This is a genomic window from Chitinibacter sp. ZOR0017, assembly GCF_000799095.1.
In the GTDB taxonomy this organism is placed as follows: Bacteria; Pseudomonadota; Gammaproteobacteria; order Burkholderiales; family Chitinibacteraceae; genus Chitinibacter; species Chitinibacter tainanensis.
This window is the reverse complement of the sequence record NZ_JTLG01000045.1, coordinates 70597-95361: the sequence shown is the minus strand read 5'-3', so window position 1 is coordinate 95361 and position 24765 is coordinate 70597. Positions and strand designations below refer to the sequence as shown.

The following is a 24765-nucleotide window of genomic DNA, read 5'->3' as shown; positions in this document are numbered from 1 at the left end:
GGTGGCCAATCGCGGAATCGAACCACGGACACGCGGATTTTCAATCCGCTGCTCTACCAACTGAGCTAATTGGCCAGTGTGCATTGCTGCTCACAAGGGTTGCAATTAAAGCGTATTCACTGGCTTGCGTCAAGGTTAATTGCGAAAAATGGCGCAGGTGAGCCGATGTGTGGCAAAAATGTGGCGCTCGTTGCGCTTTGTTGGGGCCGGCGCTGGATGGTTTGCGCAGGTGGGCTTGGCTTTGCTACGGTAGTGGCTGGCCAGAGGGGAGCAAAATGGCGCAGCAAAGTGCAGAACAAACATGGGCCTGGTTGCAGCAAAACCCGGGTTTTAGCGAATTGGCCGCGGCTTTTCCCGCTTTGTGGGCCGGGGTGCGCGATGAGCTGGCGCAGACGTTTGCCCGCCGTGATCCGGCTGAACTCAAGCGCCTGCTGGCTAAAGCCGCGCAGCGAGCACAGCCGGATGCCCGTTTTCTGGCCGGTGAACGTGATGGGCGCGCATTTGCCTTGTTTGTTGAGCAACAAGTGCGCTTGCGTTTGGCTGAGCTCGCCTTGCGGCAGTATGCCTTTTCGCTGGCCACTGGCGTGAAAAGCGGCAAGGTGCGTTTTAATTTATGGAATGGCCTGCTGGCGCAACGGCTGCTCTTTGCGCATGATTTGGTGCGCAAGCCCGTGTCGCTGCGCTGGTTTCGCAGGCTTTGGCCGCTGATCTGGCAAAAGCAATACCTAATGCCACTGGTGGAAAAGCGCGGGATCTGGTGTTTTTACACTCGGGAATTGATTAGCGCGCTGGCTGAGTTGCTGCAGGGGCGCTCGGCGCTGGAAATCGCCGCCGGGGATGGTACTTTAAGCCGGTTTTTACGCGAGGCTGGCGTGCCGCTGCGTTGCAGCGATGATTACAGCTGGGAAAAAGTGGTGAGTTATCCGCCTGAAGTAGAGCGCCTCGGGGCGATTGAGGCGATTCAGCGGTATCAGCCGGAGGTGGTGATATGCAGCTGGCCGCCGGCTGGGAATGGCTTTGAGCGGCAGATTTTCCGGCAGCGCTGCGTGCAGACGTATATTGTGATCGGCAGCCATTCGCGCTTTATCACTGGCAATTGGGCCGATTATGAAACCCAAACTGCGTTTGATTGGAGCGAAGCGCCTGCTTTATCTCAGCTGATTGTGCCGCCTGAATTACAGGCGGGGGTATGGGTATTTACGCGCAAGGCACAGTAGATAGAGCTTGCGGCCTTATACCTGTCGTTTGATTTGTAGGGGCGATTATTTTGCATCGGCCTTTGGCGCTGGTTGACAGGCCTTGACGTAATTTATGCACATGCCAACGGGGTATTGTTACCACGCGCGCCGATGGGCAGTGCAGGCACAATTTCTGCATGATCAGTTGGCAGGAGTAGTGCAATGAATGAGCAAGTACAGCAATTTGTTCAGCAGCGGATGGCGCAGGGCATGAATCTGAATCAAGCGGTGAATGAAGCCAAAAGTGAGTTTGGCCTGAGCGCCACGCTGGTGTATCTCTCGATTATTCAGGCGGAGCGTCGGCAACTGCAGTATGTGTAAAGCGGTGATTCACCGTCGCTAGGCCGGGTGTGAATGGCGATTGTGGCTTGTTGCCGATTTGAGTGGGGCTTAGAAAGGGCGAAGCGGGCCGATAAGCCGGGTTCTGTCCGGGTGTTGCCACCCGTGATCATCATTCCTCTAGGCGCGGCATTACTACCGCGCTCCAGCAACCTACCCGTAGACTCAGCGAGCAACCTCAACGCCTACTGCTTGGTCTTGCTCCGAATGGGGTTTACCCTGCCAGCGACTGTTACCAGCGCCGCGGTGCGCTCTTACCGCACCTTTTCACCCTTACCTGATCCCCTTGCGGGGCCATCGGCGGTTCAGCTCTCTGTTGCACTGTCCGTCGGCTCACGCCGCCCGGCCGTTAGCCGGCATTCTGCTCTATGGAGCCCGGACTTTCCTCCCCCGTGTTGCCACGGCAGCGATGATCTGTCCCGCTTCGCGGGGGCGATTATCCCCGTCCACCGGCGGGGGCGCAAGCCAAGGATGATCAATGGCCGCGCGGGGTCGGGTGAATTTGATTGCGGCCAGCGGCTTTGGCCTGATACAGCCGCTGATCAGCAAGGGCGAAATTGCTGTCGGGGTCTTGCTCGGTTTGCCACTCGCTCACCCCGGCCGAGAAGCTGCAGCGTAGCTCGGGCACGGTGTCGCTCCAGCTTTGGCTGGCAAACGTGGCGCGGATTTCATCCAGCAGCCGGCTGGCGGTGGTTTGATCAAGCCCGGGTAGCAGCACGCAAAACTCTTCGCCACCATAGCGGGCGATCAGATCGTGCGGGCGCAGCGTGCGCTGCAAATGGCCCACCAGCTGGCGCAGAATATCGTCGCCGACGGCATGGCCGTAGTGGTCGTTGATTTGTTTAAAGTAATCCAGATCGATCAGTGCCACGCTCACGGGCTCGCGCGTGGGGGCGGGCAAGGCTGCAACGGCGTCATATAGGCCGCGGCGATTCAGGGCGCCGGTGAGCGCGTCCTGAATCGCCAGGCGAGAAAGCGCCTGATTGGTTTGCCGTAGCAGCAAAAGATTAAGCCCCAGGCTCATCATGATGTTGCAGGTAGAGGCGATCAGAAATAAAAACTGCTCCAGCAGCGGCGAAAAACTGTCGCTCAGCAGGGCGATAAGGCCGGCGCGAAATAGAAAACAGCCGGCCGCCAGTAGCCCCAATAGGGGCAACATACCCGGCCAGCGCCGGCCAAAGGCTTGCTCGTGCTGCCAAAAGCGCCAGCTAAGTAGCAAAAAGCAGGTGGCTAGCGTGAGCGCGGTTAGCAGCATACTCAAGCGCGCAGGCAGTAGGCCAAAGCTGGCTAAGAGCTCGGCGCTGCTGGCAACGCCCAGCAGACTCCAGTTAAAGCGGCAGAGGGTTTGCGGTGGGTTGAGGAGCAAACCCAAGCTATGGCTTTGCAGCAGGCTGCCAGCGGCAATCAGGCTGATGGCCAGCGCGAGAGTCCAGGCGGGCAGGTGTTCGGCGGCGATTTCGAGGCAAAGCCCGCCCGCGATACACAGGCAAGCCAGCAGCCAGTAGCGCTGCAGGCGCACTTGCTGCACGGATTCGTGGCGGGCGTACAGCCAGCCGCCCAGGCCGATCAGGGCGACGGTAAGGGCATAAACGAAATCGCCAAGTTGCACAGTGGTTCGCGCTCCATTCAGGGTGGCGCTTCTATACTAGCAGCCAGACTGCGGCCTTGCGCTGCGCGGGCTGGCTGGGTGCTGATACGATGTATGAATGGCGATACCTGTACGAGGTATTGCCTTGGAGATTATTTTGAATAAAGCATGGATGGTAATACCCGTGGCACTGGCGCTATTGGGTACGGAGGCCGCGTGGGCTGATACGAATTTGCGCTGTGGCAATCGGCTGGTCACGGTGGAAGACAGCCAAGCCTCAATCCGCAGCAAATGCGGCGAGCCCAGCGAGATCAGTACGCTGATCGAGCCGGCCCGCTATCGCAATCGCTGGGGCGAATGGGTAGTCGATCGCAGCCAGCCCGGCAACGAAGTCACCGTGTGGGTGTATAACTTTGGCCGCGATAAGCTGATGATGCAGCTGCGCTTTGTGAATGGCACGCTGCAAGACGTTCAGCCGCTAGATTATGGCCACTAGTCAGCGCGCGAGGCGCGAAGGAGTGGCCGGCGGTTTATTGCCAGTTCACCAGCGACACACCCAATGCGACGCCGCGATTTTTGAAATTATAGTTTTGCAGTGAATCGCCATAGCCATCAAAGGCTTGCACATAGCCATGCAGCTGGCCGGCGAGCGGGAAGGCCCATTCCAATAGCCAGTAAGAGCGATTGGGCACACTGCTGTTAAATTTCAGATTATTGCGCCAGGTGAGCGCAAACTGATGTTTGCCCCAAGGATAGGTCAACAGGGTTTCCATACGGCCGCTGTAGTCGGTGATGGCCGGGTTGTCATCATCGGCTGGGTCTTCTTTGAGTCGCCACCATGGCTTGATAATCACCGACAAATCACCCGAGCTCAGGCCTACGCTGGCATACAGGCGATTCCACGAGCGGGAGAGCGGCAAGGTTTGGCCATTGGATTGGTGCACCAGGCCAAGATTGAGCATGCGTAGCCGCAGCCAGTCGGGGCCCAACGCCAGAGGCAGGGTGGCCCAGATTTCCGGCTGGTAATCGGTTTCGCGGAATGGCGCCGAGGTTTCCTGATCGTAAACCTGCCAATAGCTTTGCTGGGTGTAGGCGCCCCATAGATCAATCGGGCTGCCTAGCATGTCTTCCCAGAATTTGGTTTTGAACGAGAGCTGGAATTTGGCTTCGACATTTTTAAAGCTATCGGCCGAGCGTTTGGCGCAATTGCGCGGGTTGAGCGAGCAAGGCTGGGTGTTCACGTTTTCCCGCCAAGAGAGCGGCAGGAAATACACCGGCTGATGCGGGCGAATAGTGAAAACGCCTTTTTGATCGGCGGCATCGAGCTCCCAGCGCTGTGAAAACGCATCGCCACTGGCCAGTGTGGTGGCCGCGACCGGGCTTATGGTATTCGTTGTACTTGGGGTGCTCGGTTCGGTCGGCGCTGCGGCTACTGTGGCGCTGTTGGTGCCGGTTTCAGCTGGCGTGGCCACGGGGCTCACGTTGCGGGCCAGCTGATCGTAGCAGGCCAGGCGGGCGTGATTATCGGCGATGCTTTGACAACTAGCGAGGTCGGCCGCGTGCGCGGCACCGCTGAGAAGAAATAGCCAAGAAAGGGTTCGGAGCTTGAACATGGAACAGGCCAGCAGGCGAAATGATCATGCCGCGATCATAGCATTCTGGCCTGTTGGGCCCTTGTTCTGGCGGTGTAGCGCGATGCGCTTACAACGCTTTCAGTGGATGAGTGCTTATTCGGCAGCGGCGTCTTCTGCGCGCATAATGCTCAGCCCGGTGGCTGCGGCCAGCTCGGCTTGTAGCTTGCTCGCGGCCGCGATATTGCGCGCGCTGGCCGGCCAGTGGGCAAAAGCAAAGCGGGCCACCTGCTCTGGGTTGTCCGGCTCGCCGCAGATCATCAGCCATACCGTATCGCGGCGGAAGAGATTCGGATCTTGCTCGAGGCGGATCTCACGAAACGCGCTCACTGGCGCGCTCAGGGTGCGAATCGGCAGCAGACCCAGCAGCAGGGTGCGACGCTGAAACTGGCCCGCGATCAGGCGCTGCTCGCTCGGCAGCGCCCAAAACAGCGCCAGCCCCGCCAAAATCGAATAATAAAACAGCCCGAAGAAATGATTTTCAAACTGGGTGGATTGAATCAAAGGCCGGCCCCAGACCGCTAGCGCCAGCAGCGCCAGCCCCCAGAGCAGCCAGCTGTGCTGGCGTGGGCTACGAATTATGGGCATACAAGCTCCGAAGAACGTCCGGCGTGATGGCAGGGTAGCTCAGCCGTGGGGGAGTACCAATCGGCGCCGCTACCTACCCAGATGTGGGCGTCGGGGCGCTGTGCCAGTGGGGTGTCCAGCGTGCCGAGGGCAATCTCGACCACCCCGGCCGGAGTGGCGGGCGATTGAAAAGTAAGGCTGCTGCCGCACTGCTGGCAAAACTGGCGCACCGTGCCATTGGCTGCGGTAAAGCTGGCCAGCAGCGCTTCGCCACTGAGCCAGCGAAACGCGCGGGTGCTGCCAAAGGTGGCGAAAGCCGCACCGTGAAATTTACGGCACATGCTGCAATGGCAATGCGCCATTTGCGGGGCAAATTCGCCTGCCGCATAGCGCACGCTGCCGCATAAACAGGAACCACGGTGAGGCCAGTCCATCGCCTTAGTCCTGCAGTTTCCAGTGGATGCTCTCACCGGCGCGCAATGGCACTACCACGCTATCGCCAAACTGATATTCGGCGGGCACGGTCCAGCTTTCTTTCACCAGCGTCACCTTATCCGGATTGGTCGGCAGGCCGTAGAAGGCCGGGCCATTCAGGCTGGCAAAGGCTTCCAGCTTATCCAGCGCGCCGGCGGCATCAAATACTTCGGCATACAGTGGCAGGGCCGCATGGGCGGTATACATGCCGGCGCAGCCGCAGCTGCTTTCTTTGGCGCCTTTGGCGTGGGGGGCGCTATCGGTGCCCAGGAAGAATTTGCGGCGCACATGCTCATCATGAGCGGTGACGGCGCGCACCAGCGCCTGGCGATGCAATTCGCGCTTCAGCACGGGCAGGCAATACAGATGCGGGCGAATGCCGCCGACCAGCATGGCGTTGCGGTTCATCAACAGATGATGAGCGGTGACGGTGGCGGCCACATTGGGGCCGGCGCTGGCGACAAATTCAGCGGCGTCTTTGGTGGTGATGTGTTCAAACACTACGCGCAGCGTTGGGAAACGCTCAAGCAGCGGTTTCATGATGCGGTCGATAAACACCGCTTCACGATCGAAAATATCGATCTCGGCATCCACCACTTCGCCATGCACCAGAAACGGCAGGCCCACTTCGGCCATTTTTTCGATGGTGGGCAGCACTTTATTGACATCGGTACAGCCTGCGTCCGAATTGGTGGTGGCGCCAGCCGGATACAGCTTCACCCCATGCACAAAGCCACTGGCCTTGGCGGCCACGATGTCGGCCGGGGTGGTGTTATCAGTGAGGTAGAGCGTCATCAGCGGCTGGAATGCGCTGCCGGCCGGGCGGGCGGCCAGAATGCGCTCACGGTATTCCCCAGCCAGCTGCACATTGGTGACCGGCGGCTTCAGATTGGGCATCACAATCGCGCGGCCAAATTCACGCGCCGTATGCGGCAGCACGCTGGCAAGGCCCGCGCCATCGCGCAAATGCAGGTGCCAGTCATCGGGGCGGGTAATGGTCAAGGTGGTAGTCATATTGGCAATCCTTGTGGGGTATATCCGTGTGGCTTAATTTGGCTATGGCCTATCGCCCGATACATGCTTGGGTATGGGGCTTAGGCGCTGCGCTTTTGAATCAGAAACAGAAACTTGCCCTCAGCTTGCCAGTGCTCGACCAGCGTATGGCCGGTTTGTTTGCAAAAGGCGGCAAAGTCGGTTGGCGTGGCCGGATCAGTGCAGGTCACTTGCAGCAGCTGGCCACCTTCGAGCGCAGCCAGGGCTTTTTTGGTGCGCAAAATCGGCAGCGGGCAATTAAGCCCGGATAAATCGGCACTGAGGTTCGGTTCGGGGCGGCTACTCATGGCAGGACTCGGACAGCAGGCAAAAAAGTCATTGTACCAAGGCTGTCAACGGCTGCAGTGGCTCGTGCAGGGTATGGCGATGGTGGAATGATCTTTAATCTGGGGTATTGCCACATCATCATTGTAAATGCTTGTGTTGAGCGATATACCCCACCAGATACTCAAGCCATCTTTTTGTTCACTGCCGCGTGAAACTTTTTATCGGCCCACCAATCAGAACCAGCGCAGCATATGCTGCACGGATAATTAGAGAGAAACGATGTTTAAGAAACTGTTTGCGGCGGTGGGCGTGGGTGGCGCTACGGTGGATACGGTGCTGGATAATCCGCAAGTGGTGCCCGGCGGTACGCTGAGCGGGGTGGTGTGTATCAAAGGCGGTAGCGTTGAGCAAACCATCGAATACGTAGATCTGGTGCTGATGACCGAAGCCGAGCAGGAAGCCGGCGAAGATGACATCCGCGTCGCCCATGCATTGGGGCGTTTTCGTGCCAGTGGCGCCCTGCAAATCCAGGCCGGGCAAGAGCAACGCCTGCCATTTTCTTTCCAGTTACCGCTTGAATTGCCGGTGAACAATGCCACCGCGCTAACCACACCGGGTGCGCCGTATTACCCGCATATCCGTGCGGCGGTGTGGGTGCATACCGATCTGGCGATTGCCGCGGCGATCGATGCCAAAGACCGTGATTTTCTCGATGTCCGGCCGCTGCCACAAATGCAGGCACTGATCGCTGCGCTGGGCCAGCTGGGCTATATGCACGCCAGCACCGATGTCGAAATCGGCACCGTGCGCGTCAATGATATTTACAGCTCGCTGGGCTGTTATCAGGAATTCGAATTCCGCCCGACGCAGGGCGGCTTTGGCGGCCTCACCGGCGTACAGGAAGTCGAGGTCACCTGCATCCCGCGCCCGGAAGGCGTGCATGTGCTGGTGGAGGTGGATCGCCGTTTCCGTGGCGATAGCTACCGCGCCCTGTGGATGGGCCCGGATTGGCAGCGCGTGGATTGGGCCACCCAGCTACGCCAGCTGATTGGCTAAACGGTGGTGCTGGGGCGGTGGGCTAGCCAGCTAAACCACCGCCTACTGCGGCGGCCGCGCCACGCGGGGCGAGCGGCGGCAGCCGCGGCCCTGCTTCTGGTTTAAGCTAAGGCGGTCTGTTTGCCGCTGAGCGAATCATGAGCAAAGTACATCGTCGTACCGTGGATTTATCGGCCTACCCCGATCTGGTGGTAATTTACCTCGGCTTACGGGTCAACGCCTGGACCGGCCTCAAAACCCTGCTGGGCCTGGGGCCCAAAATTGCTCAAGCGGTTGAGCAGCAGCCCGATGGCCTGCTGCGGCATGAAAACCTGCTGTTTTCCTTATTTCCACCCCATGTTGGCATGCGGCAATACTGGCGCGATTTCGAGTCGCTGGAGCGCTGGGCGCGTTCCGAGCCGCACCGCCAATGGTGGCAGCAGTTTATGCGTCACAGCGGCGGCACCGGTTTCTGGCATGAAACCTATTGCATGCAAGGCGGGATGGAGGCGGTGTATGACGATCTGCCGACCGACATCGGCTTTCTCACTTTTGCACCGCAATGTGTAGCACGCGGCAAGATGTATAGCGCCAGAAGTCGCATGCAAAAAGGCGCTGATGGCAATACCCCAAACCCGGTGGCGGAAGACGAGCTGTACCGCGATCAGCCCTAGCGGGGCCGGCGCAGCGCCGCGCGTGGTGTTGCCCCGCTGGGCTTGATGCGCACTGCGATTATTGTGCACTTGCAGCAAAAACCCGGTGACGTGCGCCAGCCTGCGCGCCATAATCAGCCTGTTGCCTACTTCGCTCAGGAGCCTGCCATGCTGCTTGTCCCGCCCCAAGTTGCCCCGTTTCAGCCCCCGCGCCGCACGCTGCTAGGCCCCGGCCCATCGGATGTGTATCCATCGGTGCTGGCGGCGCAAGCCAAGCCCACGCTCGGCCATCTCGATCCGCTGTTTGTCGGCATGATGGATGAGGTGAAGGCGCTACTGCAATACGCCTTTCAGACCCGCAATGAAATGACGCTGGCGGTGTCGGCCCCTGGTTCGGCCGGGATGGAGGCCTGCTTTGTGAATTTGGTTGAGGCCGGCGAAACCGTTATCGTCTGTCGCAATGGCGTGTTTGGCGAGCGCATGCGGCAAAACGTGGAGCGAGTGGGCGCCCATGCCGTGATGGTTGATGCCGAATGGGGCAAGCCAGTTGACCCACAGGCGGTAGAAGCGGCGCTACAAGCGCATCCGCAAGCGCGCTTTCTGGCTTTTGTGCATGCCGAAACTTCCACTGGCGTGCGCTCAGATGCCCAAGCGCTGTGCGCACTGGCCAAGCAATATGGTTGCCTCAGCATCGTCGATGCCGTGACGGCGCTGGGCGGGATCGAGCTGCGGGTGGATGATTGGGGCATTGATGCCGTGTATTCCGGAAGCCAGAAATGCCTATCTTGTGTGCCCGGCTTGGCGCCCTTGTCATTCTCACCGGCGGCGGTGGAAAAACTCAAAGCCCGCAAAACACCGGTGCAAAGCTGGTTTCTCGATCAAACCCTGGTGATGGGCTATTGGGGCAATGCCAATGGCAGCAAACGCAGCTATCACCACACTGCGCCGGTGAATGCGCTGTATGCACTGCACGAAAGCCTGCGCCTGCTGGCGGCCGAAGGTTTGGAGCACGCTTGGGCGCGGCATGCCCAGCAGCATCAGCTACTGCTGGCCGGCCTGACCGAACTGGGCATCGAGTTTCTGGTGGAAGAATCCGCCCGCCTGCCGCAATTGAATGCCGTGCGCATTCCGGCTGGGGTGGATGATGCGGCGGTGCGCACTGCGCTTTTGAACGATTACAACCTGGAAATCGGCGCAGGGTTGGGCGCGCTGGCGGGCAAAGCCTGGCGGATTGGGCTGATGGGGTATGGCGCGCGGCGCGAAAATGTCGCGCTGCTGCTGCAGGCGCTGGCCGAGGTGCTGCGGCGTTGATGCTTGGGGTATTTTCCGCTGAGCTATCTTTAGTATGACTTGGCGGGCAATACCTGGCTAGGTATTGCCCCTGTCGCCACAGGCCACAGGCCACAGCGGCACGACGGCACGCAGGGCCGCCGCGCCAACCTGTTCATGCTTAGGTCTGGAATTGCTGCAATTCGCGCTGCAGCTCGCTGGCGGCCTCGCCAATCTGGCGGGCGATCTCCTGAATCTGCCGCGAGTGGCCCGCGGTGGTTTGCAGTTGTTGATCCGCCTCGCTGGCCTCGGTGGCGATGTGGTGCACGGCCTGCTCGATGCGCTCGGCCTCGCTCACGGCTTCGCTGGCTTCGGTGGCGGTTTGGTGCAGCATGGTAACTAGCTCGTGGATATGGCTCACGGCCTGATCGGCGGTTTGCACCAGCTGGCGTGCGCGTTCCGACATATCGCTCATGTCGGTGGCGGTGATGGTGATGCCGTCCACCACCTTGGCGATGGCGCTGCGCGAATCTTGCAGCGAAAGCTGCGTTTGCCCGGCCAGCTTGCGCACTTCATCGGCCACGACCGCAAAGCCGCGCCCGGCTTCACCGGCTCGCGCTGCTTCAATCGCGGCATTCAGTGCCAACAGGTTAATCTGATCCGAAATCGCGCCAATCGCATCCAAAACCCGGGTAATGTCGCCAGTGGAGCGGGCCAGCTGATCCAGCTCATGGGCCAAGGATTCGGTCGAGCCGGCATTGTCATTCACGGCGCTGAGCATGGCCCCGAAGCTTGCGCCGGCTTGCTGCAGCTGGCTGCTGGCCTGATTAACCCGATCGCGCGTGGCGGCGGCCAGCGTGGCTGAATGTTGCGCGCTGTGATCGATGGCTTGCACATCTTGGTTGAGCGCCTGCATGTTTTGCGTGGTGTGCAGCAGGTTTTTGTTCATTTGCTCGGTTAAGGTATGAAATTGGCGCACGGCGCCGGCATTGCTGGCCGCGCTGTGGCCGGCCTTGGCCAAGGTCTCGCGTAAGAGCTGCAGCAATTGATTCAGCTGGCTCATCATCGCGGCGATTTCGTCGCCGCCTTGTTCGTGCAGGGTTTGCCGCAAATCGCGCTGGGCGGCAATCTGGCCAATCCGGCGTGCGGAGCGCTGCAGGCGATGCGCAATCTGCCGGGCGGCAAAATACGCCAGTACACTGCCAATCAGCACACACAGGATCGCCAGCTGAATAATGCGCAGCAGCTCGGCCTGCTTGGCCTCGGCCACTTGCGCCATCGTGACGTCCACCCCAATCAGGTAGGTCTGGCCATTTTGCTGCATCGGTAGGAATACGGAGCGGAACGTGCCGTATTTGTCGCTATATTCGGCGAACTGTGCTTGGCCACTTTGCCAGGCTTGCAGGATGGCGGGGGCGGCATCTTCGTATTGGTCAAAGTACTTGGCGTATTTGCCAGCGGCGATTTCGGCCTCGGGGGCGCCATCGCCAATGTAAAACACCTTGCCATCCCGCACCGTCAGTACATAGCAGTAAGCTAAACCGACGCGGCGCGAATATTCGCCCAGCCGGCGCACCAGCTGGCGATATTCGCTGTCAGCAATGCTGCCCGCTTGAGTTGCGCGGCCGATATAATCGCCGGCCAGCATATAGGGCACCGAATTGGCCGCGGCGGTCAGGCGCGCATCCATGCTATGGCGTACTTCTTCGGCTTTACCCAGATAGCTGCTGATACTAAACACCACGATGGCTAAAAGCTGTACGGCCAGTAGCCACAATAAAATACGGGTAAACAGGGATAAACGCTGCAACAGGCGCATGGGATACTCCGAGTGATCTTTCTATAGTTTGAACTCAGAATATCAATCGATGAAAGTATGCGCAATGCATACGGTTGAGGCTGTCACGCCAGGAAACAGCCTAGCGGCTGGCTGGGGCCGCGGCGTTCAGACTTAAACCATACTGGCTGCGGATTTTCTTCAGTACGCCGCGTTTTTCTAATCGCAGCAGGGCGGCATTGAGTTTTTCGCTATCGGCTTGGCTTACGCTTTTTTTGCTGAGCATAAAGTGCACCGGTTCGCTCATTACCAGCAGGGGTAGCTGATAGACGCTGATTTGTTGCTGGCCGGCTTCAAAATGTACGGCGCCGGTGTCGCCCAGCAATAAAGGCGCGCGACCGGCCGCCAGCATGCGTACGCCCTGATTAAAGGTTTCAAACGGCGAGAGCAGCCGCGCTTCATTGAGCCAGAAATAGTGTTTTTTGTAGTCTTCGCCATACCAGCCGGCATTCGGGGCCAATAGGGCGATGCGCTGCTGCAAAATACTGCCAAAACCTTCGAGCTGGGTGTATTGGGCTGCTTGTTCGGGTTTGCTAAAGAGGCTGACCGATTCATCGCGGTAGGGCGCGGTAAACCAGCTAAATTGCTGGCGCTCGGGGGTGATGCTGGCGGCCAGCATCAGGTCGATTTTACCTTCGATAAACATCGCCTGCCGGCGCTTGCGTGGTAATTCGGGGCCAATCTGCAGGCTACAGCCGGCTTCGGCAAAGATCGCCTGCAAAATCTCGATATCCACGCCGCGCGGTTTGCCTTGCGCATCGCTATACACATAGGGCGGCCATTGCTCGACCGCCATCCGCAGCGGCTTTTGGCAGCCGGCGGCTTGCGCCCAGAGCGGGCTTAGGGCGAGGGCCAACACACATCTAGCCATTATTCGCATCACAGACCTCCGGGTTGGCATCGTTCATTTGTTTGTATCCGATGCCTTGCCGGTCCGCAAGCGACTTACGGTAACCTGCTGGTAATGTTGCAGTGCAGCGACTGTGGATAAAACCGTGCACAGCCCGTCGATAAGTTGTGGATAATTACAGGTCCAGGCAGGCAATGCGCTCGATCTGCCCATGCTGCAGGCGATAAAAAGCGTCTTGCGGCATTTCCTGCTGCAGCATTTCATCCAGCGGCAGCTGCGCATACGCGCCGCGGATAAAGCGCCCCAACAAGCCATGCGCCACGATAATCAGTTGCGCGGGGAGGGCAGGGTCGGCCAATAGCGCGGCAATCCGCGCTTGCACGGCCGCCATGGGCTCCACATTGGGGGCGGCGAAATGCCAATCGGGCCGCTGGGCCAGCTCGGGATTTTGCGCATGCAGCGGCTCGACCGCCTGCATTTCCCAGTCGCCAAAGCCTACTTCAATGAGGCGCGCATCGGTGTGCGGATGCGCCGCCGGCAAACCGAGCTCGGCGCAGACTAATTGTGCGGTGTGTTGTGCCCGGCCCAGTGGGCTAACGGCCAGCTGCCAGCTGGCGGGTTCGGTAATGAGGGTGCGCAAGGTGCGGCCCATGGCGCGAGCCTGAGCTTGGCCCAGTGACGTTAGGGGGGAATCACAATGGCCTTGCATGCGGCGCTGTGCATTCAGTTCGGTTTGGCCGTGGCGGAGCAGGTAGATCGTGCGAGTCATGATGGCGCAGGGGCGAGGTGGGCAAGAGCGCCAGTGTAGCCTGCTGGGCGTGAATCGCCCATGGCAAGGTGGCCGGTATTTCTACCGGCTAGTGAGCGAGATCAAGGGTATTGTCCTACAGGCAATGTTATTAAAAGCCTGTAGGGCAATACAGGTGGTGGGTGTTATTGCAGCGCGACCCAGATTTCAGTGCGTAGCTCGGTTGGCGGGGTGTCGATCGGTAGATTCAGATATTGCTCGATGACCGGTACATTGCCCGGCTGCTCACCACTGGCCGGCAGCCACACGCCATACAGCCACTGATAGGCTTGCTCCAGCTCGCTATAGGGGCCGATGTGCTCCAGCACGGCGTAACGACCGGCCGGTAGCGCAAAGGCCTCGATGCCCACGGGCAGTGGCGCATCGGCGTTCACTGTTAGCGCGGCGGCCGAGCGTAATTGCTCGGGTGCCACCGATTGCGGGTCATCAAAATACAGCCCGAACCAGCGTAGCGGCAGGCTCACGGGCAGGCTGGTTTTGTGCAGCTGTAGCTTGGCAAAGGCCTCGCCAATCTGGATATACGGCCCTTGGTGTGGGCACAAGGCCAGCGGCAAGGGGCTAGTTTGGGTATGCAGACGAATCGGGTACATGCTGGGCTCCTGTTGTAAATGACGCTGGAGTACCTGTAGCCGCATGCGCCGGTAGGCGCCCGGGGTATGCCCATAGCTGGCGGCAAACGCCCGTACAAAGGCGGCACTGCTACCGTAGCCACTGCGCCGCGCCAGGCGTTCGAGCTGCTGCGCATGCGTTTGGCCTAGCGAACGCGCCGCTTGCAGTAAACGCAGGCGTTGCTGGGTGGCGCCCACACTTTCGCCCATCATCTCCCGGTAAATGCGGTGGAAGTGGTAAGGCGAGAAATGCGCGGCCGCGGCCAGCTGTTCCAGCGAATAGCTCTGCTGCGGGTGTTGCCAGATCAGCCCCACTGCGCGCTGCAGTCGGCGGGCATAGTCTTGAACGGTAGCGGGTTTTTTCATGGTGTCTCCATGCCGGTGAGCTTAGCGCTGGCGGATTGATCTTTGTTGCGCACTTTGCCCTTAGTCTGACAGATGTTGGCTTAAATTTTGACTTACTCAGTTGGCAGGATCAGCATCTTTCTTTCATAAAACCAAAACCAAACAAGGTGAGATGATGAAAAAACTCTTCATGGCCGTACTGGCCTTGCTGTGCAGTAGCTGGCTGTGGGCCAGTGATCCGGCGATTCAAAGTGCCTATCAGGCCGCAGCCAAGGCGGCTCAGCATGGCCCGGCCGAGATCGGGCTGATTGATCAGGCCAAGCTGAAATTACCTGCCGGCTATGCGTTTATCCCACAAGCCGAGGCCAAAACGCTGATGGTGGCGATGGGCAATTCGGTGGGCGATGATCTCTTGGGCCTGATCATGCCGGAAGATGAGCAGCAAAACTGGTTTATTGATGTCAGCTATGAAAAATCAGGCTACATCAAAGACGACGATGCCAAAGACTGGGATGCGGCCGAGCTCCTCACCAGCCTGAAAGAAGGCACCGAAGAAACCAATAAAATGCGCAAAGAGCGCGGTATTCCTGAATTTGAGGTGATTGGCTGGGTGGAAAAGCCAACTTACGAAGCGGCCAGCCATCGCTTGGTCTGGTCGGCCAATACCCGTGATAAAGGCGCGAGCAGCGATGCCGAGCAAGGAGTGAATTACAACACCTATGCCCTAGGCCGCGAAGGCTATATCAGTATGAATCTGGTGACCGGTATGAGCACGGTAGAGGCAGAAAAACCCATCGCCAAACAATTGCTGGCGGCGCTGGAATTTAACGATGGCAAACGCTACAGCGACTTTAACGCCAGCACCGACAAGGTGGCCGAATATGGCCTGGCTGCGCTGGTCGGTGGGGTGGCCGCGAAAAAACTCGGCCTGCTGGCGGTGATTGGCGCCTTTCTGGCGAAATCGGCCAAGCTGATCGGTTTGGCGCTGGTCGGCGGCTTTGCGGCGATCCGGCGCTTCTTTGGCGGTAAATCTGACGATTCGGCGCAAGTATGAAGCTCTTGTTGCTGCTTTTAAGCAGCGCAAAGCTGGGCAAATTGCTCACCACCGGCGGCAGCATGCTGCTGTCGGTGCTGGTGTATGGCTGGTTCTTTGGCTGGCCGTATGCCGTGGGCTTCGTTGGCCTGTTGCTGGTGCATGAGCTGGGCCACTATCTTGCTGCGCGCCAGCGGGGGCTGGATGTGGGCGCGCCGACGTTTATCCCCTTTGTTGGTGCGTGGATCGAACTTAAGGCGCAGCCGATGAATGTGGAAACCGAAGCCCATATCGCACTGGCTGGCCCGCTGGCGGGTACCGTGGCGGCGGTGGCGTGTTATTTCTATGCCCGTGCCGGCGGCGGCCCGCTGTTTTATGCGCTGGCCTATGCCGGCTTTATGCTCAATCTGTTTAATCTGATACCGCTGGCGCCGTTTGATGGCGGGCGAATTACCGCCATTTTGTCGCCCCGACTGTGGCTGCTGGGCGTGCCGATTTTGCTAGCGCTGTTTGTGTATCGGCCCAGCCCGATGCTGGTGCTGGTGGCCGTGTTGGCCTTGCCGCAGCTCAAGCTGGCGTGGCAATTTGATCCGCATGATCCGGCTAATCAGCATTACTATCAGGCCAGCAGTGGTGATCGCTTTAGCTACGGGCTCTTGTATCTGGGTCTGGCGGCGTATTTGGCCATCATGAGTCATGATGTACATGCACTGATCGGGCGCTAAGCCGCGCACCAAAACACAAGGCTGGTGTATTGCTCACCGGCCCTTGTTTTATCTAGCTCTGTGAGCAATACCTGCCGGGGTATTTAGGCCGTGCAGGCTTCGCTGGCCTGATCGCTCACAATGCAATGGCGGCCTTGCTGCTTGGCGCGATAAAGCAGCCGATCGACTGCCGCGACTAGCTCGGCCGCGCTGCGCGCATCGCCGGCCGGCAGCGTGCCCACCCCGAAGCTGGCGGTGATGTGGTGGCTGCCACTGGATTTGGCATGGGGTAATTGCAATTTATCAATCAGTCGCAAGCAGCGCGCGGCGACTTTTTGCGCCGCTTTGTGATCGGAATTAGGCAACAAAATTACAAATTCTTCCCCGCCAAAGCGGGCGGCCAGATCGCGCGGGCCGGCCGCGGCCAGCTGCAAAGTTTGCGCCACTTGGCGCAGGCATTCATCACCTTGCAAATGCCCGTATAGATCGTTGTATTGCTTGAAGTAATCGATATCGAGCAGGATCAGTGACAGCGGCTCGCCACTGCGCTGGGCGTTGGCCCATTCGGCATGCAGCTGGGCATCGAATTTGCGCCGGTTGGCGATGCCGGTGAGGCCATCTTTGAATGACAGCGCTTCAAGCTCTTTTTGCAGGCTTAAGAGTTTTTCTTCGGTTTTTTTGCGCTCGCTGATATCGAACATAAACCCCACCAGCGCCTCAACCTCGCCAGCAGCATTGCGCACCACATGCACCACATCGCGAATCCACACATAGCCATTGTCACGCGTGAGCGCCCGGTAGTCGGCCTCGTGATCGATGCCGCTTTGCGATTGCGCCACGCAAAAATTCACCACCGCTTCGCGATCATCGGGGTGGATACGCTCCGCCCAGTCATTCACACTCAGCCAGCTATCGCGCTCCCAGCCGAGCAGCGGCTCGATCTGCGGGCCGATATAAGTAAAAGCCATGGTGGCCCAATCGATTCGCCACGGGATCGCCTTGGTCGATTCGAGCAGGGTTTTATACACGGCGCTATCGGGGGTGAGTAATTCATCGAGCGGCATGCGGGGCTCCATTAGCCGGGTTGGGCCGGGTGGCTGTGGTGGGTGGGGATGGCATTCCAGTACCAGTAGAAATAGCCATGCTCAGCTTGTAATAAGGTGTCGGTGTGGATGCTGTGCCGGTGCAGCTGGCCCCAGCAGGCGCGCGCCGAATTGCGGTTATTGTGCAGATCAATACAGGGCAGCGCCGGGTCGGCCGGTTTGGGCGGAATATACAGCGCATAGCCCGTCGGCACCCACAAATCGGCCAGCCGGATTTTGCCCAGCGCCGGCCAATAGCGGGCGACCGAAATCACCAGCGGAAAATCGGCATCGGTCGAGGCAAACACATGCGGAAAATCATGGTGCTCCAGATCGGTACACGCCTCGGTCAGTAGCTGATTGCCGGTGCCCTGATACGGCGACCAATGCCCGGCAAACACGCCGTATTCGTATTCGATATGCGCCAGCGTTGGCACCGGGCTCGCGATCTGGATGGCCTCACCCGGCGCAATCAGCGTAATGCCAAACGCAGCGGCAATGCTGCGGCTTACCCACAGCGGCTCGTAGGTAATGCGCTCGCCCTGCATGCCCAGCTGGGTTTCAATGCCATATGGCGCATTGGGCTTTACGCCCACCACCTCGCGCACCAGATATTCATGCCCCACCGCCAGTGCAGGGTCGGTGGCAACCGGGCTCAGTGGCGTAACCCCGGCCGGCAAGCTGGCTACATAGCTGGGCTGGCCGGCGGCGTTGTAGAAAAACGGCGTCGCGCTCAGATCAACGGGCGTGCTTTGTTTTTCCACGATAAAAACCGGGGTGTCGAAACGGGGTTCAGCCATGCGGGTATCCGATGCTTGCCAGTGATAAACGGCAGATTATCATCGTTTGCTGATGGATTGATGTCAGTGGCGTATTGGGCTTACACGGTCTGCCGCATTGATGTGGCCTTGTGGCGGCTTGCCTCCCGCTACGTACACTAGGCCCGTGGCTATACGTAAGTTTGACGCGTTCTATGTTGGTTTTCTTTCTGCATGCTGACCGAAGGCCTTGGCGCTTACAAAGAAAAAGGCCGCCCAGCTGCGTGGTATTGATGCAACAAGGGCTAAGCCGCGCAAAGGACAATCAATGCACAGGGACCTCATGGGTATGTGAATGAAGGCCTTTTCTGATGAAGCCTGTGATCGTATACGTGGCTAGGTATATCACTAGCCCCGCCGTTGCCACCACCAGCTGCCTGCTGCACCAGCGAGTAATAGCCACACCGGCCAGATCAGGCCAAATAGCCAGGCGATTACGCCGGCGATCAAGAGCGCACTGAGCCAATCCGGCAGCGGGCGCTGGCCAACGGGCGTCGGCTCGGTGGGTGGCGGGGGTGGCAGATTGCCCTGTACGCTGGCAATGCGCTGTTGGCGTTCGGCCTCTTGCGCCGCCAGCTGCTGGCCGCCGGCCTCGTGCCATTCGGCCAGTACGGTGAATTCCCCGCTATCCAGCCATTGGCCATGGGCATGGCAATCATCGACGATGATCCGTACCTGTGGGCTAAAAGCGCGCCTGTGCATCAGTTTTTGGCACACCGGGCAGGGACGGTAGCGCACGCTATCGCTCGGGATGCGCTCGGCTTTGATTCGCGCCAGCCGGCCGTGGTTAATTTCGCGCACCTGGCCAGCGACTTTATCGAGGGCAATTTGCAAAGCGCCCGGGGCGAAATGCAGACCATTGCAGCTGGGGCAGTGTCCCACCGTGGTGTGCAGGCCCGCACCCAGTTGCAATAAGCGCAGATCGCCGCAGCCTGCCGGGCAGCGCAGTTCGCTGTGTTCAGCCAGCACTTTGAAATCGCGGATCGCCAATAGGTCAACCGCATTGTGCAATCCGCAGTAGGGGCAAACCAGCGCATCGATCGCGAGCGCCGCACCGCAACCGGTACAGTTCATTCCGAGGGTTTCCATCACAGTTTTGCCCATTATCAGCGGTAGTGCCGGGCGATGGACTACGGCATGGCCCGGCTGTGGCAGATCGGCGACGCTTTGCGCGAATTGGCCAGCTAAATGCTTTGCCGTATTGCTTGGCAGACCGCGATTTTGCTAGCGCCAAGGCGCGAATGTGGATAAATGCACGCTCGCTAAATCGACGTCAGCAGGGTTTGCTTTGGCGCAAATTCTTACAGTGAAACTGGGCGTAGGCTGGGTACACCTGATCCAGATCCTGAAAGGGGATTTCTCATGACTACCACTGCATTTTTTATTCCAACCGTGAATCTGATGGGCGCTGGCTGTTTGGCCGATGCCGCGAAAACCATCCAGTCCTATGGTTATCAAAAAGCCCTGATCGTGACCGATGTGCCGCTGGTGGCGGTGGGTATCGTGCAAAAAGTGACAAGCCTCTTGACTGAATACGGCGTGGCCAGTGTGGTGTTTGATGGTGTTCAGCCCAACCCGACCACCGGCAATGTCGAAGCCGGCTTGGCGCTATTGCAGAAAAACGGCTGTGATTGCGTGATTTCACTGGGTGGCGGCTCGCCGCATGATTGTGCCAAGGGGATTGCCCTGGTGGCCGTGAATCGCGGCAGTATCAAAGATTACGAAGGCGTGGATCGTTCGGCCAAGCCTCAACTGCCACTGATTGCGATTAACACCACCGCCGGTACGGCCAGCGAAATGACCCGCTTCTGCATCATTACCGACGAAGCCCGGCATGTGAAAATGGCGATTGTGGATAAACACACCACGCCGATTCTGTCGGTGAACGACCCAGAGCTAATGCTGCTGAAACCCGCTGGCCTGACTGCTGCCACCGGGATGGATGCGCTGACGCACGCGATCGAAGCCTATGTATCTACTGCGGCGACGCCAATTACCGATGCCTGTGCGCTCAAAGCAGTAGAAATCATCAGCCAGTATCTGCGCCGCGCGGTGGCCAATGGGCAAGATCTGGAAGCGCGCGAGCAAATGGCCTATGCGCAATTCCTGGCCGGGATGGCGTTTAATAATGCCTCGCTGGGCTATGTGCATGCCATGGCGCATCAGCTGGGGGGCTTCTACGATTTGCCGCACGGCGTGTGTAATGCCATCTTGTTGCCGCATGTGCAGGCCTATAACAAGCAGGTGGCTGCCAAACGGCTGGGCGATGTGGCCCGCGCGATGGGTGAATCGGTCGCCGGCCTCTCGGATAATGCTGCTGCGGATGTGTGTCTGGATGCGATTCGTTCGCTGGCGGCCGATATTGGCATCCCAAGCGGCGTGGGCCAGCTGGGCGCCAAGGCGGAAGATATTCCTACCTTGGCCCAAAATGCACTTAAAGATGCCTGCGGTCTGACCAATCCGAAACAGCCAAGCTTTGACGAAGTCTGCGCGATTTTCGCCGCTGCCCTCTAAGCTTGTCGGCGCGTTGCGCCGCTGAAGCCGAAGAAACCCGCCGTTTGGCAGGTTTCTTCGGCTGCTAACAAAGTAGAAGCGCACTCTTCCTCCAGTCTCGGCCAAGCCGGGCCTAGGCAATAAGGCTTTGAATCTGCAGCCTTGATGTTCTATACCCACCCCTCCCGTCCCCTCCTTGCGGGGAGCCTCGCTGCGCGAGTGGGATTTGTTATTACACTGCGAAACCCGCCTATTGGCGGGTTTTTACTGGGTATATGCTTTAAGGCAAATAAAAATGGTGCCTTCGGGGTTATACGTGCCTAGGTATATGGGGCTGAATACTGACGAGGGCCCCAGGGTAGGCGATGCCCTCTGCCGCTGGGGCGTAGTGGTGCGCAGTGGCGGGGCGAAAGCGCGTATCATGCGGGGCAAAGTTATCGGATGAATCTGTATGAGTCTTAAATTATCCAAAGCCGAGCTGGCGGCCCTGATCGAAGTGAGCCGCGGCCTGACCAGCACCCGCCTGAGCCACAATGTGTTCAAAAATGTGCGGGCACTCACCGGCAATAAGCTGGCGGCCTATGCGCGCAAAACCGGCATTTTGGAAATCACCCCGCAAGGGCGCGAGTATTTGTTTTCGCATTTATGCGTGGAAACCCTGCGCAAACTCAAAGCCGACCCAACTGCTCGCGCGCATGGCGAGGCGCTGGCTTTTCTGCTGCGCAAAGGCCATTTGGAAGTGCGCCCTGATCAAGTCGGCCATTTCCTCACCACCAAAGGCGAAGAGTCGCTGCAGGATATCGACGCACAAGGCTAAGTTGCAGCGCAGGCCATCACTTGCGGTGCGACAAGCTGGCCTCTAGGTATTTACGGCATAATACCAATGACATACGGCGAGCGAGGCTCGCATACTGGCGTCTCTCTTTGGTTTGCGCGCTGCGCAATAAGGCATACACGCTGTGCTTGAGGCATTAATCACTCCGGAAATCACCCAGCAACCCGCCAGCCGGCTGGATCGGGATCCGCATGCGCTGGAAGAATGGCTGGGCTCCTTGCAGCTCTTAAGCACCCAAAGCAGCGCCAGCCAGGTGCTCGATCAGCTGGTGCAATTAAATCGCACCCAGCTGGAGCCCAAGCTGCGCTATCAGCTGATGCAGCGCTACCAGCCGATCATCGCCACGCTGGCGCGGCTAATTCAGCCCGAGCAGGCGCTGAGCAAGCAGCCGATGGGCCGCACTAAGCAAGAGCTGGGCTTTTTGTGTGCGCTGTTGCTGGAGCAGGCCAATGGCCTGAAGCACACTCTGCGTGACTTGGCCGAAGCGCGCTTTTATCTGGGCCGCAAGCCGATAGTCGCCGTGCTGGTGGATTTATTCAGTACCTATTTGGCCCTGATCTGGGCTTGCCAGCGCGCCTATACGCCGGTGCCGGATGGCGTGTGGCTGCAGCTGCATACCTTATTCAAATACGCCGTCACGCGTGGCGATATCAGTTTGCAGCTGATCAGCACGGCGCCGCCCTCGCCGATGCTGTTGCTGTACAAAGAATGCCTGCTGCTTTCGCTGGCCAATCTGCCGGCGTTTAGTAGCCTCGAGCAATTGCAAATCCGCCGCATTATCCAAACCGATACCGAAAGCTGCGAAATCCGCAAATTGGGTGATGTAGCGCCCGGGCGTACGGGCTTTTTGCTGTTGTTGGATCAAGATTTGCCCCCGGTCTTGCCGCATCAGGAAGTCGACCCGCAAACCGGGATCGCGCTGTGGCTGGAAACCGGGCCGCTATTGCGCCAGCTTACCCGCATTATCGAGCGCATCGAAAACGATCAACTACACCACGGCGTGCAGCCGGAGATTCCGGTGTTGCTCTGGCGCAAGCTCGCGCGCCGTTTTGATAACCACATTCGCCGGGCGGCCCCGCGCCAGCCCGAGCAAGGCAGCCTCGCGGTGCTGTATGGCCTGCGTCAGGCCGCGGTGCAGCTCAATGCCGGCCAGCCGCTCAGTCTGGCCGACGCTGCGCCCTTACGTCGCGCGCCAAGCGGCCGGGATGCGGCAGGCCCGGCGTATTGGGAAATTCTGAACGCGGGGGCGGGCGGCTATGCCCTGCGGCTGAGTATCGAAGGCGATCATTTGCCTTGCCGGGTGGGGGATGCACTGCTGGTGTGCGATCAGCGCGAGGTGGGCTGGTTGCTGGCGGCGGTGCGCTGGCAAACCGTCGATCTGGAAGCCGAAAGCACCGAGATCGGTATTGAGATTCTATCGCTGTCACCGTGGCCGGCGCTGTTGCAGCTCAGTCCGGTGGTGGCCGGGGCGGCGCCCTTGCATTGCCTGGCGCTGCCGCCCTGGCCACAGATGGAACGTCCGGCGCTCTTGATCGCCCCGCGCGGTAGTTTTGGCCCAATGCGCGAGCTGCATTTGCACAGTGCCGCTGGCGAGCAGGTTTTGCGCGCCAGCCGGCTGCTGGAGCAAACCCCCAGCTACGAGCTATTCGAGTTTTTTACGATTAGCTGATACATACTTGGGTATTGCGATCAAAGCTATTTCTGTTAAAGCTTTGCAGCCAATACCCCGCTATTGCTGGCGCAGCCAAGCCAGCGCCGCCACCATGCCGGGGTCGTGCAGCTGGGCAAGATCAGCGCTGCTGGGCAGGGCGGCGGGGATGCTCACCGGCACCCCGCGCGCTTCAAACCATTCCCCCTGAGGTGAATAGTAAAACTCGTTCGAGAGGCTGAAATTCACCTTGCCGCTGGTGCGTTTCACCAAGGTATCGGAGAGCGCGCCGCCGCTGGCTTCGCCAATCAATACCGTGCGTGGCCGGTTGCGTAAAGACAGTGCCAAAATTTCGCCCGCGCTAAACGTGCTATTGCTGATCAGCGCGGCAATCGGCTGGCGGTAGCTGCCCTCCGCCGGGCTGAGGCGCACTGGGCGCAAAGCGGTGCGTGTTTCGCCCAGACGCGCCTGTTTGCTAAACAGCGTTTGCGCCGCAGGCAGTAGCCGGCGCATCACCCGTAGCGCCGTTTCGTCGTAGCCGCCGGAGTTGTAGCGCAAATCAATAATCAGCCCCTTGGTCTGGCCAAGTTGCTGCAGTGCTTGCGCGAGACCGGCTTCCAGCGCCTCCACATCGCTGGCCAGTGTGTCCTGCGCACTGAAGCCCGATAACTGGTGAATGGCTAGATAGCCATAGCCTTCCGCAGTGATAAACCATTGCAGTTGTTGATTGGCCGCGGCGCCAGCCGTGCCAGTGTGGGCATAACGCAGGGCTGGCAGGGCTTTGCGCTGCTGAATGCCTTGGCTGACATAGTCTTGCAGCGCGGCCTGCTGGCTTGGATTGAGCGGCGGTGTCCATTGCTGCTGGCTGGCGTATTCCTCGGCGAGCAGATCGCTGAGCATGGGTTTGCGGGTGGTGGTGCAGCTGTCTTCGCCATAAAAAATGCTGACATGCCCATCTTGCAGCGCGCTGGTCAGCGTGCAGGCGGCAGCAAACACTTCGGCATCGCCCGCGCTGGCAGCTAAAGCATTAGCAGCGGGGCGCAGCGCCCGCCAATCGGTCTGGCTCAGGTGGAAATCATGATAATGCTCGGCAAAAGTGTGCCAGATAAGCTGTAAATCGGCATTCGGGTCGGCGCGATAGCCGGCCTCATCCACGGTGCGGCGGCGCTGCGCTTCGCTGCATTGCGTGGGCAAGGCGCTGGCGGGGGCAAACTCGATGCCGGGGCTGTAAACCTGACCGGCTTCACGATATTGCGCCAGCCGCTGGGCCGGGTCGATCTGCAAGCGCAGCGCCAGCTCGCTGGCCGGCAGTTGCTGGGTTTCACTCAGCAGGCAGCCTTGTGAGGTGTAATCAAACCGCGCCCAGCGATAGCCCTGTGGCGTAGGGGTGATTTGCAGTACGTAGCCATAGGCGGGGGCCAGCCAAACGCCTGCCGCCGTCAGCGGTGCGGGGCTAGGGCTGGGGGCCGGTGTTGGCGCTTGGCTCGGGGCAGGGGTAGTGCCCGGGGTGGGTAAGCCGCCACCGCAGGCGCTGAGTAAGGCGGCCGCCACACTGGCGAGCAAAAGGGTTGGGTACATGAGAAGGCTCCG

General features: G+C 59.5%; 25 protein-coding genes, 1 tRNA gene and 1 other RNA gene. 11 read left to right on the top strand and 16 right to left on the bottom strand.

The features are described 5' to 3' along the window. Window positions 1-2: 2 nt before the first annotated feature. A tRNA-Phe gene (locus L991_RS14870) sits at window positions 3-75 on the bottom strand. 200 nt (window positions 76-275) lie between these two features. Here L991_RS14870 and L991_RS14865 point away from each other — a divergent pair. After that, entirely contained in the window at window positions 276-1217 is a 942-nt protein-coding gene (locus L991_RS14865) for a hypothetical protein (RefSeq protein ID WP_052190939.1), read from the top strand. Between the two features lie 183 nt (window positions 1218-1400). After that, on the top strand, window positions 1401-1559 hold the full coding sequence (locus L991_RS17390; RefSeq protein WP_156129101.1) for a hypothetical protein: 159 nt from the start codon (window positions 1401-1403) through the stop codon (window positions 1557-1559). Window positions 1560-1635: 76 nt separating this feature from the next. Here the strand turns inward: L991_RS17390 and rnpB are convergent. Beyond that, an RNA gene (gene rnpB / locus L991_RS16750) (RNase P RNA component class A) lies at window positions 1636-2003 on the bottom strand. Window positions 2004-2052: 49 nt separating this feature from the next. Beyond that, window positions 2053-3186: a GGDEF domain-containing protein gene (locus L991_RS16695; RefSeq protein WP_052190937.1), complete on the bottom strand. Its 1134-nt coding sequence runs from the start codon at window positions 3184-3186 to the stop codon at window positions 2053-2055. A 136-nt stretch (window positions 3187-3322) separates the two neighbouring features. Here L991_RS16695 and L991_RS14855 point away from each other — a divergent pair, with 136 nt between their 5' ends. Further along, window positions 3323-3661: a DUF2845 domain-containing protein gene (locus tag L991_RS14855; RefSeq protein WP_197053911.1), complete on the top strand. Its 339-nt coding sequence runs from the start codon at window positions 3323-3325 to the stop codon at window positions 3659-3661. 34 nt (window positions 3662-3695) lie between these two features. On the opposite strand, the gene L991_RS14850 is transcribed toward L991_RS14855, so the two are convergent. The 5 genes from L991_RS14850 to L991_RS14830 all read right to left on the bottom strand — a co-directional run bounded on the left by L991_RS14850 (window position 3696) and on the right by L991_RS14830 (window position 7177). Next, the gene (locus L991_RS14850) at window positions 3696-4778 is read right to left on the bottom strand and encodes a phospholipase A (protein WP_052190935.1); all 1083 of its coding nucleotides are present in this window, start codon (window positions 4776-4778) and stop codon (window positions 3696-3698) included. 114 nt (window positions 4779-4892) lie between these two features. Then, on the bottom strand, window positions 4893-5384 hold the full coding sequence (locus tag L991_RS14845; RefSeq protein WP_047396825.1) for a hypothetical protein: 492 nt from the start codon (window positions 5382-5384) through the stop codon (window positions 4893-4895). Further along, window positions 5375-5797 carry a GFA family protein gene (locus L991_RS14840; protein WP_047396824.1) on the bottom strand — a complete coding sequence of 141 codons (423 nt, stop codon included), beginning with the start codon at window positions 5795-5797 and terminating at the stop codon, window positions 5375-5377. Before L991_RS14840 ends, L991_RS14845 begins: the two co-directional genes overlap by 10 nt. A 4-nt stretch (window positions 5798-5801) precedes the next feature. Beyond that, complete coding sequence (pyrC, locus tag L991_RS14835; RefSeq protein WP_047396823.1) at window positions 5802-6851, bottom strand: dihydroorotase; 1050 nt, start codon at window positions 6849-6851, stop codon at window positions 5802-5804. 80 nt (window positions 6852-6931) lie between these two features. Then, window positions 6932-7177, bottom strand: coding sequence for a sulfurtransferase TusA family protein (locus L991_RS14830; protein WP_028450472.1), 246 nt, complete (start codon window positions 7175-7177; stop codon window positions 6932-6934). A gap of 259 nt (window positions 7178-7436) precedes the next feature. On the opposite strand from L991_RS14830, the gene L991_RS14825 reads away from it, so the two are divergent. The 3 genes from L991_RS14825 (at window position 7437) to L991_RS14815 (ending at window position 10156) form a co-directional block, all read left to right on the top strand. Then, on the top strand, window positions 7437-8213 hold the full coding sequence (locus L991_RS14825; RefSeq protein WP_047396822.1) for a sporulation protein: 777 nt from the start codon (window positions 7437-7439) through the stop codon (window positions 8211-8213). A gap of 137 nt (window positions 8214-8350) precedes the next feature. Further along, on the top strand, window positions 8351-8866 hold the full coding sequence (locus L991_RS14820; protein ID WP_047396821.1) for a DUF4188 domain-containing protein: 516 nt from the start codon (window positions 8351-8353) through the stop codon (window positions 8864-8866). A 147-nt stretch (window positions 8867-9013) separates the two neighbouring features. After that, window positions 9014-10156 (top strand): alanine--glyoxylate aminotransferase family protein, encoded by a 1143-nt coding sequence (locus L991_RS14815; RefSeq protein ID WP_156129100.1) that lies wholly within the window; start codon window positions 9014-9016, stop codon window positions 10154-10156. A gap of 139 nt (window positions 10157-10295) precedes the next feature. On the opposite strand, the gene L991_RS14810 is transcribed toward L991_RS14815, so the two are convergent. The 4 genes from L991_RS14810 to L991_RS14795 all read right to left on the bottom strand — a co-directional run bounded on the left by L991_RS14810 (window position 10296) and on the right by L991_RS14795 (window position 14583). Beyond that, window positions 10296-11933, bottom strand: coding sequence for a methyl-accepting chemotaxis protein (locus tag L991_RS14810; protein WP_047396820.1), 1638 nt, complete (start codon window positions 11931-11933; stop codon window positions 10296-10298). A 100-nt stretch (window positions 11934-12033) separates the two neighbouring features. Then, a complete protein-coding gene (locus tag L991_RS14805; protein WP_197053910.1) occupies window positions 12034-12810 on the bottom strand; it encodes an ABC transporter substrate-binding protein in 777 nt (258 codons plus the stop codon). A 166-nt stretch (window positions 12811-12976) separates the two neighbouring features. Further along, window positions 12977-13570 carry a histidine phosphatase family protein gene (locus L991_RS14800; RefSeq protein ID WP_047396818.1) on the bottom strand — a complete coding sequence of 198 codons (594 nt, stop codon included), beginning with the start codon at window positions 13568-13570 and terminating at the stop codon, window positions 12977-12979. A 164-nt stretch (window positions 13571-13734) separates the two neighbouring features. Then, a complete protein-coding gene (locus L991_RS14795; RefSeq protein ID WP_047396817.1) occupies window positions 13735-14583 on the bottom strand; it encodes a GyrI-like domain-containing protein in 849 nt (282 codons plus the stop codon). A 154-nt stretch (window positions 14584-14737) separates the two neighbouring features. On the opposite strand from L991_RS14795, the gene L991_RS14790 reads away from it, so the two are divergent. Beyond that, window positions 14738-15616 (top strand): DUF2167 domain-containing protein, encoded by an 879-nt coding sequence (locus L991_RS14790; RefSeq protein WP_047396816.1) that lies wholly within the window; start codon window positions 14738-14740, stop codon window positions 15614-15616. Next, window positions 15613-16320 (top strand): site-2 protease family protein, encoded by a 708-nt coding sequence (locus L991_RS14785; protein WP_028450463.1) that lies wholly within the window; start codon window positions 15613-15615, stop codon window positions 16318-16320. The genes L991_RS14790 and L991_RS14785 overlap by 4 nt, the downstream gene beginning before the upstream one ends. Window positions 16321-16403: 83 nt before the next feature. On the opposite strand, the gene L991_RS14780 is transcribed toward L991_RS14785, so the two are convergent. From L991_RS14780 to L991_RS14770, 3 genes are all read right to left on the bottom strand, one after another. Further along, window positions 16404-17363, bottom strand: a complete 960-nt coding sequence (locus tag L991_RS14780; protein WP_047396815.1) for a sensor domain-containing diguanylate cyclase — start codon at window positions 17361-17363, stop codon at window positions 16404-16406. 11 nt (window positions 17364-17374) lie between these two features. Beyond that, the gene (locus tag L991_RS14775; RefSeq protein WP_047396814.1) at window positions 17375-18181 is read right to left on the bottom strand and encodes a hypothetical protein; all 807 of its coding nucleotides are present in this window, start codon (window positions 18179-18181) and stop codon (window positions 17375-17377) included. Between the two features lie 366 nt (window positions 18182-18547). After that, entirely contained in the window at window positions 18548-19288 is a 741-nt protein-coding gene (locus L991_RS14770) for a hypothetical protein (protein ID WP_156129099.1), read from the bottom strand. A 273-nt stretch (window positions 19289-19561) separates the two neighbouring features. On the opposite strand from L991_RS14770, the gene yiaY reads away from it, so the two are divergent. The 3 genes from yiaY to L991_RS14755 all read left to right on the top strand — a co-directional run bounded on the left by yiaY (window position 19562) and on the right by L991_RS14755 (window position 23196). Beyond that, window positions 19562-20713 carry an L-threonine dehydrogenase gene (gene yiaY, locus L991_RS14765; protein ID WP_047396812.1) on the top strand — a complete coding sequence of 384 codons (1152 nt, stop codon included), beginning with the start codon at window positions 19562-19564 and terminating at the stop codon, window positions 20711-20713. A gap of 430 nt (window positions 20714-21143) precedes the next feature. Then, the gene (locus L991_RS14760) at window positions 21144-21509 is read left to right on the top strand and encodes a hypothetical protein (RefSeq protein WP_047396811.1); all 366 of its coding nucleotides are present in this window, start codon (window positions 21144-21146) and stop codon (window positions 21507-21509) included. 142 nt (window positions 21510-21651) lie between these two features. Beyond that, complete coding sequence (locus tag L991_RS14755; protein ID WP_047396810.1) at window positions 21652-23196, top strand: hypothetical protein; 1545 nt, start codon at window positions 21652-21654, stop codon at window positions 23194-23196. A 60-nt stretch (window positions 23197-23256) separates the two neighbouring features. On the opposite strand, the gene L991_RS14750 is transcribed toward L991_RS14755, so the two are convergent. Next, the gene (locus tag L991_RS14750; protein ID WP_047396809.1) at window positions 23257-24753 is read right to left on the bottom strand and encodes a S41 family peptidase; all 1497 of its coding nucleotides are present in this window, start codon (window positions 24751-24753) and stop codon (window positions 23257-23259) included. Window positions 24754-24765: the final 12 nt, after the last annotated feature.

What these genes read in the sequence shown, in the direction of transcription:
- L991_RS17390 (WP_156129101.1), top strand. Translation starts at nt 1,401, where the DNA reads ATGAATGAGCAAGTACAGCAATTTGTTCAGCAGCGGATGGCGCAGGGC.
- L991_RS14780 (WP_047396815.1), bottom strand. Translation starts at nt 17,363, where the DNA reads ATGCCGCTCGATGAATTACTCACCCCCGATAGCGCCGTGTATAAAACC.
- L991_RS14800 (WP_047396818.1), bottom strand. Translation starts at nt 13,570, where the DNA reads ATGACTCGCACGATCTACCTGCTCCGCCACGGCCAAACCGAACTGAAT.
- L991_RS14825 (WP_047396822.1), top strand. Translation starts at nt 7,437, where the DNA reads ATGTTTAAGAAACTGTTTGCGGCGGTGGGCGTGGGTGGCGCTACGGTG.
- L991_RS14795 (WP_047396817.1), bottom strand. Translation starts at nt 14,583, where the DNA reads ATGAAAAAACCCGCTACCGTTCAAGACTATGCCCGCCGACTGCAGCGC.
- L991_RS14865 (WP_052190939.1), top strand. Translation starts at nt 276, where the DNA reads ATGGCGCAGCAAAGTGCAGAACAAACATGGGCCTGGTTGCAGCAAAAC.
- L991_RS14750 (WP_047396809.1), bottom strand. Translation starts at nt 24,753, where the DNA reads ATGTACCCAACCCTTTTGCTCGCCAGTGTGGCGGCCGCCTTACTCAGC.
- L991_RS14785 (WP_028450463.1), top strand. Translation starts at nt 15,613, where the DNA reads ATGAAGCTCTTGTTGCTGCTTTTAAGCAGCGCAAAGCTGGGCAAATTG.
- L991_RS14840 (WP_047396824.1), bottom strand. Translation starts at nt 5,797, where the DNA reads ATGGACTGGCCTCACCGTGGTTCCTGTTTATGCGGCAGCGTGCGCTAT.
- L991_RS14760 (WP_047396811.1), top strand. Translation starts at nt 21,144, where the DNA reads ATGAGTCTTAAATTATCCAAAGCCGAGCTGGCGGCCCTGATCGAAGTG.
- L991_RS14775 (WP_047396814.1), bottom strand. Translation starts at nt 18,181, where the DNA reads ATGGCTGAACCCCGTTTCGACACCCCGGTTTTTATCGTGGAAAAACAA.
- pyrC (WP_047396823.1), bottom strand. Translation starts at nt 6,851, where the DNA reads ATGACTACCACCTTGACCATTACCCGCCCCGATGACTGGCACCTGCAT.
- L991_RS14830 (WP_028450472.1), bottom strand. Translation starts at nt 7,177, where the DNA reads ATGAGTAGCCGCCCCGAACCGAACCTCAGTGCCGATTTATCCGGGCTT.
- L991_RS14845 (WP_047396825.1), bottom strand. Translation starts at nt 5,384, where the DNA reads ATGCCCATAATTCGTAGCCCACGCCAGCACAGCTGGCTGCTCTGGGGG.
- L991_RS14790 (WP_047396816.1), top strand. Translation starts at nt 14,738, where the DNA reads ATGAAAAAACTCTTCATGGCCGTACTGGCCTTGCTGTGCAGTAGCTGG.
- L991_RS14850 (WP_052190935.1), bottom strand. Translation starts at nt 4,778, where the DNA reads ATGTTCAAGCTCCGAACCCTTTCTTGGCTATTTCTTCTCAGCGGTGCC.
- L991_RS14810 (WP_047396820.1), bottom strand. Translation starts at nt 11,933, where the DNA reads ATGCGCCTGTTGCAGCGTTTATCCCTGTTTACCCGTATTTTATTGTGG.
- L991_RS14815 (WP_156129100.1), top strand. Translation starts at nt 9,014, where the DNA reads ATGCTGCTTGTCCCGCCCCAAGTTGCCCCGTTTCAGCCCCCGCGCCGC.
- yiaY (WP_047396812.1), top strand. Translation starts at nt 19,562, where the DNA reads ATGACTACCACTGCATTTTTTATTCCAACCGTGAATCTGATGGGCGCT.
- L991_RS14770 (WP_156129099.1), bottom strand. Translation starts at nt 19,288, where the DNA reads ATGGAAACCCTCGGAATGAACTGTACCGGTTGCGGTGCGGCGCTCGCG.
- L991_RS14820 (WP_047396821.1), top strand. Translation starts at nt 8,351, where the DNA reads ATGAGCAAAGTACATCGTCGTACCGTGGATTTATCGGCCTACCCCGAT.